Here is a 14438-nt window from a genome sequence, read left to right as displayed (position 1 = left end):
CAGATGAATTTCTGTGAGGTTTTATTCTTATGAAAAAAATAGGTTTATATATTATTTTATTAGTTTTTATTTCATGTAACTCTGAAAAAAAAGAAGGTGAAATAAAAGAAACTCAGGTAGCTGTTTCTAACACTTTTTTAGAACGTGTAGAGCCTCCAAACTGGTGGGTGGGTTTTACAAATGATACACTTCAGTTACTAGTGAAAGAAGAAAATATAGGAAATTCAAAACCTGCAATTTCTTACAAAGGAATAACTATAAACAAGATTCATAAGGCAAAAAGTAACAACTATTTATTCATCGATTTAACGATTAATAAAAACACAAAACCAGGAAAGTTTGATATCGTTTTTACTTTAAATGATAACTCAAAAAAAACACATACGTACGAATTAAAACCAAGAAAAAAATCAGCAGATGAGTATATCGGTTTTAATAGTTCAGATGCAATTTATTTAATAACCCCCGATCGTTTTGCAAATGGAAACTCAAAGAATGATAGTTTTCAAAATCTTAAAGAAACAGATGTCGATAGAAATGATGATTATAAACGACATGGAGGAGATTTAGAAGGAATTATAAATCATTTAGATTATATAGAAAACTTAGGTTTTACGGCTATTTGGCCAACTCCAGTTTTAATAAATGATATGCCGAATGCTTCTTATCATGGTTATGCTATGACCGATTATTATAAAGTAGATCCTCGATTTGGAACTTTAGATGATTATGAAAAATTATCATCAGAATTGTCTAAAAAAGGAATGAAATTAATAATGGATCAGGTAGCTAATCATTGTGGATTAGAGCATTGGTGGATGAAAGACTTACCTTTTGATAATTGGGTTAATTATCAATCACACTATGAAAAAAATAAAGAAAATTGGTCATGGAAAACTGTAAAGCATTCAAATCATAAAAGAACAACAAATCAAGATTTATATGCTTCAGAAATAGATGCGAAAGAAAATACTGAAGGTTGGTTTGTTTCCGATATGCCAGATTTAAACCAGCGTAATCCTTTTATGGCTACCTATATCATTCAAAATTCAATTTGGTGGATAGAAACCTTAGGTTTAGGAGGAATTCGACAAGATACCTACCCTTATCCTGATAAAAAGTTTATGGCAAATTGGGTAAATGCTATTATGAATGAATATCCGAATTTTTCAATTGTAGGAGAAGAGTGGAGTTATAATCCATTGTTAATAGGATATTGGCAGAAAGGAAAAAATAATAGAGATGGTTATCAATCAAATTTAAAGTCTACCATGGATTTTGCAATGCAAAAAAATGTTGTAGATGCTTTAAATGAACCAGAAAAATGGGATAAAGGACTAGTTAAAATATATGAAGGTTTAGCCAACGACTTTCACTATAAAACACCAAAAGACATTTTAATTTTTCCAGATAACCATGATAAAAGTAGAATTTACACGCAGCTTAAAGAGGATGTTGTAAATACAAAAATGGCATTAGCTACTTATGCAGTTTTACCAAGAATATTACAAGTATATTACGGAACTGAGATTTTAATGGACGATACAGCTAAACCAGGAGATCATGGATTAATTCGAACAGATTTTCCAGGAGGCTGGGAAGGCGATAAAATAAATGCATTTACAAAAAACGGTTTGTCTAAAGAACAAATAGAAATGCAAAGCTTTGTTGCAAAACTATTAACTTATCGTAAGAAGAGTAAAGCAATTCAAGATGGAAAAACAGTGCATTTTGCTCCAAAAGAAGGAGTATATGTCTTATTTAGAAAATATGAAGATGAAGTAGTAGTGCTGATTTTAAATAAGAACGATAAACCTTATATATTAGACTTGAGTCGCTTTAAAGAAATGAATCTTAAAGGAAAAGCGTTTAAAAATATAATTACAAACAAAACTACTGTATGGCAAGATAGTCTTCTTTTAAATAAAAAAGGAAGCTTGTTATTAACTACAAAACAATAAAACTAAGTGAAAAAACTTTTAAGTATATTATTTTTATTTATAGGTTACAATTTATTAGCACAGGTAACTATTACAATAGATGAATTACCAAGTGGAACTTCAAAAGATACTCCAATATTCATTTCTGGGAATTTTGAAGGTTGGTCTGGTGGTAAAAAAGAATATCAACTAGACAATAAAGAGGGAGTTTATAGCATAACACTTCCGCATCAATCAAAAAACATTTTATTCAAGTTTACGCAAGGTTCTTGGAAAACTGCAGAATCGGCAGCGGATGGAACAAGTATAGATAATAGATCATACAAGTTCAATAAAGCAAATGATACTTTAAAAATCAAAATAGCCGGTTGGTCTCATTTAACAAGTTCAGAGAAAAGTTCAACAGCTTCTAAAAACGTAACAGTTATATCAGAAGAATTTGAAATTCCAGAATTAAATAGGAAAAGAAAAATTCGACTGTATTTACCACCAGGTTATACAAAATCGAAAAAATCTTATCCAGTAGTGTATATGCACGATGGACAAAATCTTTTTGATAAACAAACCTCTTTTTCAGGAGAATGGGAAGTTGACGAAGCGTTAAATAAATTGTATGAGGATAAAAACTTACAGCTTATAGTTGTAGGAATTGACAATGGAGGTTCTAAACGATTAGATGAGTACTCGCCATGGAAGAATAATAGATATGGAGGAGGAGAAGGAGAGGCTTACTTAGAATTTATTGTAAACACATTAAAACCATATATAGATAGCAAGTACAGAACTTTAAAGAATAAATCAAATACAGGAATTATTGGTAGTTCTATGGGAGGATTAATTTCTCACTATGCAGGATTAAAATATCCAAAAGTATTTGGTAAAATAGGAGTGTATTCTCCTTCTTTTTGGTTTGCTCCAGAAGTTGTAGAGTTCTCAAAAAAACAAGGAAATCTATCAGATACAAAAATGTATTTTTTAGCAGGAGGAAAAGAAGGTGGAAATACAGCTTTTAATGAAATAAGTAAGACAGTAAGAGATATGAATTTGATGGTAGATGTTCTTAAAGAACAGAATTTTCCATCAGAAAATATAAAAGTAAAAGTTGTTCCAGAAGGAAAGCATAATGAAGAATTATGGAGAACAAATTTTGAAGAAACTATTCTATGGCTATTTAAAAATGAAATAGAAGAAAGAAAATTTGATTCTGTACAATTTGTAAAAGATGAATTAAAAATAAAGGTTTCTGATGGTTCTTATTTGATTAAATTTTTAAACTCTCAAATAGTAGAAACAACCTTTGTTCCTAAAGATCAAAAAGAAGCAAAAAAAGCATCACATGCTGTGGTTATTAATTCAGTATATAAAGATGTTAAGTTTAAAGAAAGTAAAGAAAAAATAAAGTTTAGTACAAAAGATGTTTCTGTAGTCATTCAAAAAAGACCATTTAATATTTCGTATTGGTACAAAGGAAAAGAGTTAGTTTCAGAGAAAAATGGTTATCAAAGAAATGACGATTTTGAAACGCTACAATTTAACTTACAACCAAGCGAAGTTTTATATGGAGGAGGAGCCAGAGCCTTAGGGATGAATAGAAGAGGGAATCGTTTACGTTTGTATAATAGAGCGCATTATGGTTATGAAGAGAAATCGAAACTAATGAACTATACAATGCCATTAGTATACTCTTCAAATCTGTATGCTATTCATTTTGACAATGCACCAATTGGTTATTTAGATTTAGATAGTAAACAAAATAATACATTGACTTATGAAACTATTTCCGGACGAAAAACCTATCAGATAATTGCAGGAGATTCTTGGTTGAATTTAATAGATAATTATACTGATTTAACGGGGAAACAACCAATGTTACCACGTTGGGCTTTAGGAAATTTTTCGAGTCGATTTGGATATCATTCACAAAAAGAAACAGAAAATACCATAGCAAAATTTAAGTCAGAAAAAATACCTGTAGATGCAGTAATCCTTGATTTATATTGGTTTGGTAAAGATATTCAAGGAACAATGGGGAATTTAGAGGTATATAAAGACTCTTTCCCAGATATGAAAAAGATGGTTTCAGATTTTAAAAAAGAAGGAGTTAAAACAGTTTTAATAACAGAGCCATTTATAGTTTCAACATCAAAAAAATGGAAAGATGCTGTAGCCAATAATGTATTAGCAAAAGATTCTATAGGAAATCCCGCTACTTATGATTTCTATTTTGGTAATACAGGAATAGTAGATATTTACAGTAAACAAGGAAAAGAATGGTTTTGGAATATTTATAAAGATATTAAATCATTAGGAATACAAGGTTTTTGGGGAGATTTAGGAGAACCAGAAGTACATCCAACTTGGGTACAACATGCAACAGGAAGTGCAGATGAAGTACATAATATTTACGGACATGATTGGGCACGATTAATTTTTGAAGGTTACCAAAAAGAATATCCAAATGAAAGACCATTTATATTAATGAGAGCAGGGTATTCAGGATCACAACGATTTGGAATGGTACCATGGTCTGGAGATGTAAATAGAACTTGGGGAGGATTACATAGTCAGCCAGAAATAGCTTTACAAATGGGAATGCAAGGTTTAGGGTATATGCATTCAGATTTAGGAGGTTTTGCAGGAGCAAATTTAAATGACGAATTATATACTAGGTGGTTACAATATGGAGTGTTTCAGCCAATATACAGACCACACGCACAAGAAGAAGTAGCGAGTGAACCAGTATTTAGAGAGCCAAAAACAAAAGCATTAGCAAAAAAATCGATAGAATTAAGATATCAGTTATTACCTTATAATTATCACTTAGTTTTTGAAAATAATCAATATGGAAAGCCATTAATGAGACCACTGTTTTTTGAGGAAAAAGAAAACAAAGTTTTACAAGGAAAATCAACTACCTATTTATGGGGGAATGATTTTTTAGTAACACCAATCTTAAAATCAAAAATTAGAAAACAAGAGGTGTATTTTCCAAAAAACAATGTTTGGTTTGACTTTTATACAGATGAAAAAATTACAGGAGGTAAGGCACAAAAAGTACAGGTAAAAGAAACATCAATACCTACTTATGTAAGAGCAGGAGCTTTTATTCCGATGACAGAAACAATTCAAAATACAGAAGAGTACAATCAGAATAAGATAAATGTTCATTATTATCATGATGCCTCAGTAGAAAAAAGTAAAAGAGAGTTATATAATGACGATGGAAGAACAGTAAAAGCTTTTGAAAAAGGAAAATTTGAATTGATCACTTTTGAAAGTCAATCAAACAAAAAAGGTTTAGATATTAAATTAAGTTCCAAAAAAGGAAAAGAATATGCTATTTCTGAAAAAGAAATTAGTTTAATAATTCACAATATTGAAGCTAAACCTACAAGAATTAAAGTAGGGAAAAAGAAAGAAAAAATAGACTGGAATGCTAAAACAAAAGTTTTAAGAATACCAGTTACTTTGAAAACAACAACTTCAAAAAACATAAAAATAAAGTTTTAAAAAATGAGGAAACTAGCAATTGTAATTCTTCTAGTGGTAAGTATGGTAGCTTGTAAAACAAAAGTGCAGGAACCAATAAAAAAAGAACAAAAAACACCTTTTGTATGGAATGGAGCAAACTTATATTTTTTATTAACCGATAGGTTTAATAATGGTGATACAGCCAATGATGTTAATTTTGATAGAACAAAAGAACCAGGGAAGTTAAGAGGTTTTGAAGGAGGAGACATCAAAGGAATTACCCAAAAAATAAAAGAAGGTTACTTTACCAAATTAGGAATCAATGCTATTTGGATGACTCCAATAGTTGAACAAATACATGGAGGAACAGATGAAGGAACAGGAGTAACTTATGGTTTTCATGGATATTGGACAAAAGATTGGACAAAAATAGACCCTAATTATGGAACCAAAGAAGACTTAAAAGAACTAGTAGAAATAGCACATAAAAACGGAATTAGAATTTTGTTAGATGCTGTAATAAACCATACAGGTCCAGTTACAGAAAAAGATCCAGTATGGCCATCAGAATGGGTAAGAACAGAACCACAGTGCGTATATAATAATTATAAAAATACAGTAACATGCACATTGGTTAAAAATTTACCAGATATAAAAACAGAGAGCAATGAAAATGTAGAATTACCATCACAACTGGTAGAAAAATGGAAGCAAGAAGGTAGATATGAAGAAGAAGTAAAAGAATTAGATGAGTTTTTTGCTAGAACAGGTTACCCAAGAGCACCAAGATTTTATATTATAAAATGGTTAACTGACTATATTACGGAATATGGAATAGATGGGTATAGAGTTGATACAGTAAAGCATACAGAAGAAAATGTATGGCAAGAATTTAAAAAAGAATGCGATTATGCATTTGAAAAATGGAAAAAAGATCACCCAGAGAAAGTGTTAGATAAAACGCCATTTTATTTAGTAGGAGAAGTATATGGATATGGAATAAGTGGAGAAAAGAACTATGATTTTGGCGATAAAAAAGTGAACTATTTTGATAAAGCATTTATTAGTTTAATCAATTTTGAATTTAAATGGAATGCAAAACAATTGAGTTATGAAGACTCGAATGTGAAGTACGATAGTATTTTAAATAAAAAATTAAAAGGTTATGGAACTTTAAATTATGTTAGTTCACATGATGATGGTCAGCCATTTGATCCAAAGAGAGAAAAGCCATTTGAAACAGCAAATAGATTGTTATTAGGATTAGGAACGTCACAAGTTTATTATGGAGATGAGTCAGCACGTTCTTTAGTCATAGAAGGAACAGAAGGAGATGCAACGTTACGTTCATTTATGAATTGGGAGGAAATAACGAATAATAAACAAACGCAAAAAGTATTAGAATACTGGCAAAAGTTAGGACAGTTTCGTAAAAATCATCCAGCAGTAGGAGCGGGAAAACATCAGATGATAACTAAAGAACCTTATGTTTTTTCTAGAGTTTATAATGAAGGAGATTATACAGATAAAGTCGTGGTTGGATTAAACTTAGCTAATGAAACCAATGAAATTATGGTTTCTCCAATATTTAAAGATGGAGATAAACTGAAAGATACTTTTTCAAATCTAATTTACGAAGTAAAAGAAGGGAAAATAGCGGTAAAAGGAAGTCAGCCAGTAGTTTTATTAGAAAAGATAAATTAAAGATGAAAAAACTAGCCTTATTAGCAGTTACAGCACTCTTATTTTCGTGTAGTAAGAGTAAAAAAGATATAGAAATAACTTCACCAGATACGCAATTAAAAGTAGAGTTTGGTTTAGATAAGAATAAATCATCATACTATATCGTTAAAAGAAAAAACGAAATAGTAATAGATACATCGTATTTAGGATTTGAGTTTAAAAATGCAAAAGCATTAAAAGAAAATTTAAAAGTATTAAATGCAGAAACAAATACTTTTAATGAAACTTGGCAAATGCCTTGGGGAGAGCAAGAAGAAGTTGTAAATAATTACAATGAATTAAAAGTAGATTTAGAAGAAGACGGTTCAAAACGTAAGTTCTCTGTAGTATTTAAAGTTTATAATGATGGAATAGGCTTCAGATACGAGTTTCCAAAACAAGAAGGATTATCAGAAGTTTTAATAACAGAAGAACATACAGAATTTAATTTAACGGAAGATTATAAAACTTTTTGGATTCCAGGAGATTGGGATAGCTATGAGCATTTATACAATACAACACCATTGTCGAAAATAGATGCATTAGCAAAAGCAAATCACGGAAATTTAGCACAAACACAAATACCACATAATGCCGTTAATACACCAGTAACTATGGTTGGTAAAAACGGATTGCATTTAAGTTTTCATGAGGCTGCATTAGTAGATTACTCAGGTATGACATTAGGAGTAGATGAAAAAGAATTAAAACTGAAGAGTATTTTGGTAGGCTCAAAAAACAATGATTATAAAGTAAAAAGAACACTACCGTTTAATACACCCTGGCGTACAATTCAAATAACAGATAATGCTCCAGATTTAATAGCATCTAATTTGATAGTTAATTTAAATGAACCAAATAAATTAGGAGATGTTTCTTGGTTTAAACCAATGAAGTATACAGGAGTTTGGTGGGAAATGCATTTAGGTAAATCGTCTTGGGATTACGGAATGACTAAAGATGAAAATGGAAAATGGGTAGATACAGGTAAAGCTCATGGACGACATGGAGCGACAACAGAAAATGTAAAGAAGTTTATCGATTTTTCAGCAAAGAATAATATCAAAGGAGTATTAGTAGAAGGTTGGAATACAGGTTGGGAAAATTGGATAGGATTTGAAGATAGAGAAGGAGTTTTTGATTTTGTAACGCCATATCCAGATTATGATATTGAAGAAATAGTTCGTTATGGAAAAGAAAAAGGAGTAGATATTATAATGCACCATGAAACTTCAGCAGCAACAGCTACTTATACAAAGCAACAAGATACTGCTTTTGCATTAATGAAAAAGTACGGAATGCATGCAGTAAAAACAGGTTATGTAGGTAAAATATTACCAAAAGGAGAGTATCACCATGGGCAAAAAATGGTAAATCATTACAATAATACAGTTGAGAAAGCAGCAAAATATCAAATAGCAATTAATGCGCATGAGCCAATTAAAGCAACAGGATTAAGAAGAACATATCCAAATACAATATCGAGAGAAGGATTGAGAGGGCAAGAGTTCAACGCTTGGGCTTCTGATGGTGGAAATCCACCAGAGCATTTACCAATAGTTGTATTTACAAGAATGTTAGCAGGGCCAATAGATTTTACACCAGGGATTTTCAATATAAAGTTTGATGAGTTTAAAAAAGATAATCAGGTAAATACCACTTTAGCACAGCAATTGGCTTTATATGTTGTTATTTATAGTCCAGTACAAATGGCGGCAGATTTAGTAGAACATTATGAAGCAAATCCAAAAGCTTTACAGTTTATAAAAGAGGTAGGAGTAGATTGGCAACAAACGAAAGTTTTAAATGGAGAGGTAGGAGAATATGTAACGATCGCAAGAGAGGAAAGAAATACCAATAATTGGTTTTTAGGAGCAATTACAAACGAAAAATCAAGAGAGATACCATTAGATTTTAATTTTTTAGAAGAAGGAACTTATAAAGTAACCATTTATAAAGATGGTAAAAATGCGCATTGGAACAACAATCCATTAGATTTAGAAATAGAAACAATAGAAGTAACCAATAAAACTAAAATGAACATAAAATTAGCTTCAGGTGGGGGTGTAGCTATGAGTATTATTAAACAATAAAGAATGAAAAAAACAATTAGTATTTTTTTAGTAGCAGCAATGTTGTTTGCTTGTAAAACAGAGAAAAAAGAAGTAGCTAAAAAAGAGGTAAAAGAAACAAAAGAAGTTTCAATAGCTCCAGTTACAAATGAAATGATGGAGAATGCTATTATATACGAGGCAAATATTCGTCAATATTCAAAAGAAGGGACATTTGAGCAGTTTACAAAAGACATTCCTCAGTTAAAGGAATTAGGAGTGAAAATTATTTGGTTAATGCCAGTTTTTCCAATTTCACAAACAAAAAGAAAAGCAACAGGAGGAGATTTTGCATCAAAATTAACCGATCCAAAAGAACAAGCAAAAGCATTAGGAAGTTATTATGCCGTATCAGATTTTACTAAGATAAATCCAGAGTTTGGAACTATAGAGGACTTTAGAAAGTTAGTAAAAACAGCACACGAAAATAATATGTATGTTATTTTAGACTGGGTACCAAATCACACAGGATGGGATCATACATGGTTAAAAACAAATCCAGAATTTTATACTAAAAATGATAAAGGAGAAATTACAGATCCTTTAAATGAAGATGGAACACCAGTAGGTTGGGCAGATGTAGCAGATTTAAATTACGATAACAAAGAGTTACGTAAAGAGATGGTAAAAGACATGCAATATTGGATTACAAAAGAAGGAGTAGATGGATTCCGTTGTGATGTTGCAGGATCAGTACCTACTGACTTTTGGCAAGAGGCAATTCCACAATTAAGAGCTAAAAAAGACATTTTTATGTTAGCAGAAGCTTGGGAACCAGAATTAATGAAAGAAGGTTTGTTTGATATGGGATATGGATGGGATACACACCATAGAATGAATCATATTGCAAAAGGAGAAGAAAGTGTAAAAGATTGGAATAAAAGAATGATACAAATAGATACATTGTATGAAAAAGATGATATTCTAATGAACTTTGTAACCAATCATGATGAAAACTCTTGGAATGGTACAATTAAAGAAAGAATGGGAGATGCAGCAGAGCTTTTTACAGCATTAACTTATGTAGCTCCAGGAATGCCATTAATATACTCAGGTCAAGAATATGGGTTAGACCACAGGTTAAAGTTTTTTGAAAAAGATTCTATTCCACATACAAAAGGAAAAGAGTGGGGCCTATTAAAAAAATTAGGAGAGCTTAAAACAACTAATGTAGCTTTAAATGGAGGAAAAGTAGCAGCATCATATGATTTATTTAAGACAACAAAAGAAGCTTTAGTATTCTCTAGAAAAAAAGATAATAAAGAAGTGGTGTTTATAGGAAACCTATCAAAGCAACCAATTAAAGAAAGTATTCAATATGAAGGGAGTTTTGTTGATTATATGTCGGGAGAAGAAGTTCAGTTAAGCGGAGAAGAAATCTCATTAGAACCATGGGAATACAAAATATTAGTAAAGAAATAATAAACATAAAAAAAACCAAGCTCAATGCTTGGTTTTTTATTTTATTCCAATAAATAATTTAGTCACTAACAACTTCAATTAAATTCTTATCCTGATCAATTTCCCAAACATTAAAAACACCATCACCATCAAAATCTGTAATAGCAGTTGCTCTGGCTTTAAAGGAATTGTTTGAGGCTTGTATTATTTCATAGTTATAATTAGCAGTCCCTCCTTGATTAATGTTTTTAGGGGGAATAAAATCTACAACATTAAAATTATCAGAATATTTAGAATTCATATAAAAATAATTACGTTGCATATTATAAATATGGTTCAATTGTTGTTTTGCTTCAACTCTTCTTGCACTAGCTATTAAAGGCATTAAGTTAGGTAATGCAATAAGTATTAAGATTCCAATAATAACTAAAACAACTAATAATTCTTGTAAGTTAAAGGCATCAGTTTTTTTGAATACTATATTTTTATTTTTCATAGATATTGTTTTGAGAGACAAAAATAAAAAAAAATACTACTTTTGTTTGCTGGGATTATTTAGAAAATAAAAAAAGATATGAAAATAAGAGAATTGCTATGCTTATTCATGGTGAGTATATTTATGTCCTGTGGAGTATTGCCTCACAAAAATAATTTTTACGAAACACAAAAGAATGTTGAGTTAGGAGTTATTGGAGTTAAGAAGAAATCAGTACATAAAACAGATTTTGAAGAAATAGGAATACCTAACTATGAAAACCTCATTAAAATTTCCTTGATAGAAAAAAACTTTACTAAAAAGATTTATAATCAATATTTAAAAGCTATTAAAAACAAAAAAGTATTGAATAGTGTTAAATATATCGATAGTATAGAAAATAAACCTAAATACTTTGAAATAAATCTTAATGATAAAGTAGAAGTGATAAATGCAATAAATAGTAATTCATTACTATTTAATTATCTAAAAAAGACTCCAGAAGCAAAAATTGTAACAAGTTTACGTTTTGTTGCTCCAAAATCGTTAAGTAATAAATTACTTAGTGCAGATGCTTTTTATTTGACAACAGATAATCAGAAAAAACAACGTTTATATATCTATAAAAACCAAAGTAAAGTTGGAGAAATAGATATGAGTAAAAATGATGTTTTTGCTTATAAAAAAGCGTCTTTTTGTTGGATGGTTACTGATCGAAAGAAACTAAAGTTAGCAACGATTCTCGAAGAAGGAGAGACTTGCAAAAATGCTACAAATAAAAATGTAGAGAAATTAGAAAAAGAATTAACAAAAAGTACTTTTAAATTTTAAAAGCTATGAATAAAATAAAGAGAATAGCAAAAAAGAGCTTAGCACTTTTAGTATTTGCTTTTTTTGCATGCGAAGCAATCTTATTAGAAGATATATCAGATAGTGTTGTAGAAATTGTAGCACCAACAGATAAAGTTCAAGTTGAAGAGGGGGCAGTAAACTTTATATGGGAAAGCATAGCAGATGCATCATCATATCAATTACAAATAGCGAAACCAACATTTGCTCAAGCTTCACAAATTGTTTTGGATACAATTATTACTAAAAATTCATTTACGCATACTCTAAAAATTGGAATGTATGAATGGAGAGTAAAAGCAAAGAATTCAGAATATGAAACAGGCTATACAACTCAGGGAATGGAAGTAATAAATGCTGATTTAGCCAATGCAGAAGTTGAGTTGTTATTGCCAATAGATAAAGCTGTAAGTAATCAAGTAACTCAAAAATTAAGTTGGAAAGAGTTAGCAAGTGCTATAGAATACAGATTGCAAATTTGGGAACCAAATGACCAAGGAACCAATATAAAGGATGTAATAGTAACAGATAATTCATTTACTTTTGATTTTACAGAAGGTGATTTTGTTTGGAAAGTAAGACCACAAAGTGCGTCACAAAATGGTAAATATTCTTCAAGATCTATTAGTATAGATTCAAAAAAACCAAATACTCCAGAAAATTTAACTCCAGCGAATAGTACTTCACAAACGGAGACTTCAATAAATTTTACATGGAAAAGAACTGATATAGTTGGGACAGAAGAGGTAGATAGTATTTATGTATTTACAGATGCTAGTTTATCAACATTAAGTTTTAAAGGAATAGGAGCAAACAAAGCTTTTACAAAAGATAATGTTGCAAAAAATACATATCATTGGTATGTGCAGTCTTTTGATAAAGCGGGTAACAAAAGTGAAAAAAGTAGCACGTTTACTGTAGAAGTGAAATAACGTAAAATTTATAGTTATGAAAAAGGTTTATCTAATATTCATTGGATTAATATCCATAAGTTCATTTGGACAAAATAATAAAATAGAAAGCACAGGAAATGTAGGTATAGGGACCACAACTCCAAATCAAAGATTACATATACAGTCATCAAATTCTACAGAAACTTATAACACTTATTTTAGTGGTAATAGTATTCATTTTGATAGAAGTGGAAATTTCTCTTCTTATTTAGATAAAACAGATGGAGGGGACCTAGTTTTTAGATTTGGTTTACCAGTAGTAGATCGTTTTTATTTTAAAAATAATGGGAATTTAGGAATTGGAGTTAACCCAACAGAAAAATTAGATGTTGCTGGTAATATGAAATTATCGGGTTTGTTACGTTCTTATGGAAGAGGAGTTTTTACAAATGCTTCAGATACTCAGATTTCTTTATATAGTAATGATATTTGGGCAGGAATAGATTTTAAAGACTCTAAAGGAAGAGATTTTATTTTTTATAATGGAACCTATGGGACTTTTTCAATAGGAGGAGACGGTTCAAATGTAAGTGGTAAAAAATTACATATTAATGGAGGAACAACTATAGGAACTGGTTATAGAGGTTATTCAGTTACAGGAAATGGATTAGCTGTTGAAGGAAAAGTAGGTATTGGAACTACAAATCCATATGAGCGATTACATATAGAAAGTGACGGTATTACAAGAATGAAGTTGAAAACAAATTCTACTACCGATATGGCTGGAATTATTTTTCAAGGAGCGAGATCGACTGGATTAACATCTAGTCATTATTTTGGTACAGATGGACCTAGTCACTACGGATTGATAATGAATGCAGATGAATATATAAAATTTCAAACAAATGGGGTAGATCGTATGTTTATTTCATCAGGAGGAGATATTGGAATTGGTACAACAAATCCTAATGCAAAATTACATATTACAGATTCTGGGTTAGCTTCAGTAACCTCTTTTCAAATAAATAACAGATTCAAATTTAGAGGAGATGGAGTGTTATCTTGGGGAATAAATTCTGATTATGGTTTATTGTCTTGGGATAATAATACAGCAATTATGGGAGCTCAATCAGGAAAAGATTTGAGCATAAGAGCTGGGGGTATTGAAAGAGTAAAAGTGAAAGCAAATGGTGATGTTGGTATAGGTACAGCCGATACTTTTGGTTATAAATTGGCTGTAAATGGTAAAATAGGAGCTAAAGAGGTAAAAGTAGAGATAAACAGTCCTTGGCCAGATTATGTTTTTACTAATAATTATAAATTGCCAAGCTTAAAAGAAGTAGAAAAACATATTCAAGAAAAAGGGCATTTGAAAGATATTCCATCAGCAGAAGAAGTTGAAAAAAATAAAGGAGTTGATCTTGGAGAAATGAATAGAAAATTACTAGAGAAAATCGAAGAATTAACATTGTATACTATTCAACAAGAAAAGAAGATAAAAGAGTTAGAAAAAGATAAAGAAAGATTAAATCGCTTAGAAGAAAAAGTGAATCTTCTTTTAAAAAACAAATAAATT

9 protein-coding genes are annotated in these 14438 nt (G+C 30.3%); 8 read left to right on the top strand and 1 reads right to left on the bottom strand.

Annotated features, from left to right (window positions below; genetic code table 11):
- Window positions 1–29: 29 nt before the first annotated feature.
- From ACOQN8_RS16640 to ACOQN8_RS16620, 5 genes are read left to right on the top strand one after another with little or no spacing between them, the layout of a single operon-like run.
- Entirely contained in the window at window positions 30–1961 is a 1932-nt protein-coding gene (locus tag ACOQN8_RS16640; protein WP_420553542.1) for a glycoside hydrolase family 13 protein, read from the top strand.
- A 6-nt stretch (window positions 1962–1967) separates the two neighbouring features.
- Window positions 1968–5450, top strand: a complete 3483-nt coding sequence (locus ACOQN8_RS16635; RefSeq protein WP_420553541.1) for a TIM-barrel domain-containing protein — start codon at window positions 1968–1970, stop codon at window positions 5448–5450.
- A gap of 3 nt (window positions 5451–5453) precedes the next feature.
- The gene (locus tag ACOQN8_RS16630; RefSeq protein WP_420553540.1) at window positions 5454–7115 is read left to right on the top strand and encodes an alpha-amylase family glycosyl hydrolase; all 1662 of its coding nucleotides are present in this window, start codon (window positions 5454–5456) and stop codon (window positions 7113–7115) included.
- 2 nt (window positions 7116–7117) lie between these two features.
- Window positions 7118–9226, top strand: a complete 2109-nt coding sequence (locus tag ACOQN8_RS16625; RefSeq protein ID WP_420553539.1) for a glycoside hydrolase family 97 protein — start codon at window positions 7118–7120, stop codon at window positions 9224–9226.
- A gap of 3 nt (window positions 9227–9229) precedes the next feature.
- Window positions 9230–10666 (top strand): alpha-amylase family glycosyl hydrolase, encoded by a 1437-nt coding sequence (locus tag ACOQN8_RS16620; RefSeq protein WP_420553538.1) that lies wholly within the window; start codon window positions 9230–9232, stop codon window positions 10664–10666.
- A gap of 58 nt (window positions 10667–10724) precedes the next feature.
- Here ACOQN8_RS16620 and ACOQN8_RS16615 read toward each other — a convergent pair whose 3' ends face one another.
- A complete protein-coding gene (locus ACOQN8_RS16615; RefSeq protein ID WP_420553537.1) occupies window positions 10725–11141 on the bottom strand; it encodes a type IV pilin protein in 417 nt (138 codons plus the stop codon).
- 78 nt (window positions 11142–11219) lie between these two features.
- Between ACOQN8_RS16615 and ACOQN8_RS16610 the strand changes: the two genes are divergently transcribed.
- Genes ACOQN8_RS16610 through ACOQN8_RS16600 form a run of 3 tightly spaced genes read left to right on the top strand, consistent with a single transcriptional unit; the run spans window position 11220 to window position 14435 of the window.
- The gene (locus ACOQN8_RS16610; RefSeq protein ID WP_420553536.1) at window positions 11220–11951 is read left to right on the top strand and encodes a hypothetical protein; all 732 of its coding nucleotides are present in this window, start codon (window positions 11220–11222) and stop codon (window positions 11949–11951) included.
- A 5-nt stretch (window positions 11952–11956) separates the two neighbouring features.
- Window positions 11957–12901, top strand: coding sequence for a fibronectin type III domain-containing protein (locus ACOQN8_RS16605; RefSeq protein WP_420553535.1), 945 nt, complete (start codon window positions 11957–11959; stop codon window positions 12899–12901).
- Between the two features lie 16 nt (window positions 12902–12917).
- Complete coding sequence (locus tag ACOQN8_RS16600; RefSeq protein ID WP_420553534.1) at window positions 12918–14435, top strand: hypothetical protein; 1518 nt, start codon at window positions 12918–12920, stop codon at window positions 14433–14435.
- Window positions 14436–14438 lie beyond the last annotated feature (3 nt).

The organism is Tenacibaculum aiptasiae (assembly GCF_965221665.1).
Classification (GTDB): domain Bacteria; phylum Bacteroidota; class Bacteroidia; order Flavobacteriales; family Flavobacteriaceae; genus Polaribacter; species Polaribacter aiptasiae.
Note: the sequence above shows the minus strand (reverse complement) of the source record. Positions and strands in the feature narration are given on the sequence as shown.

Bases quoted from the DNA above. Each gene is read 5' to 3' on its own strand.
- ACOQN8_RS16610 (WP_420553536.1), top strand. From the start codon at position 11,220: ATGAAAATAAGAGAATTGCTATGCTTATTCATGGTGAGTATATTTATG.
- ACOQN8_RS16615 (WP_420553537.1), bottom strand. From the start codon at position 11,141: ATGAAAAATAAAAATATAGTATTCAAAAAAACTGATGCCTTTAACTTA.
- ACOQN8_RS16620 (WP_420553538.1), top strand. From the start codon at position 9,230: ATGAAAAAAACAATTAGTATTTTTTTAGTAGCAGCAATGTTGTTTGCT.
- ACOQN8_RS16600 (WP_420553534.1), top strand. From the start codon at position 12,918: ATGAAAAAGGTTTATCTAATATTCATTGGATTAATATCCATAAGTTCA.
- ACOQN8_RS16625 (WP_420553539.1), top strand. From the start codon at position 7,118: ATGAAAAAACTAGCCTTATTAGCAGTTACAGCACTCTTATTTTCGTGT.
- ACOQN8_RS16605 (WP_420553535.1), top strand. From the start codon at position 11,957: ATGAATAAAATAAAGAGAATAGCAAAAAAGAGCTTAGCACTTTTAGTA.
- ACOQN8_RS16640 (WP_420553542.1), top strand. From the start codon at position 30: ATGAAAAAAATAGGTTTATATATTATTTTATTAGTTTTTATTTCATGT.
- ACOQN8_RS16630 (WP_420553540.1), top strand. From the start codon at position 5,454: ATGAGGAAACTAGCAATTGTAATTCTTCTAGTGGTAAGTATGGTAGCT.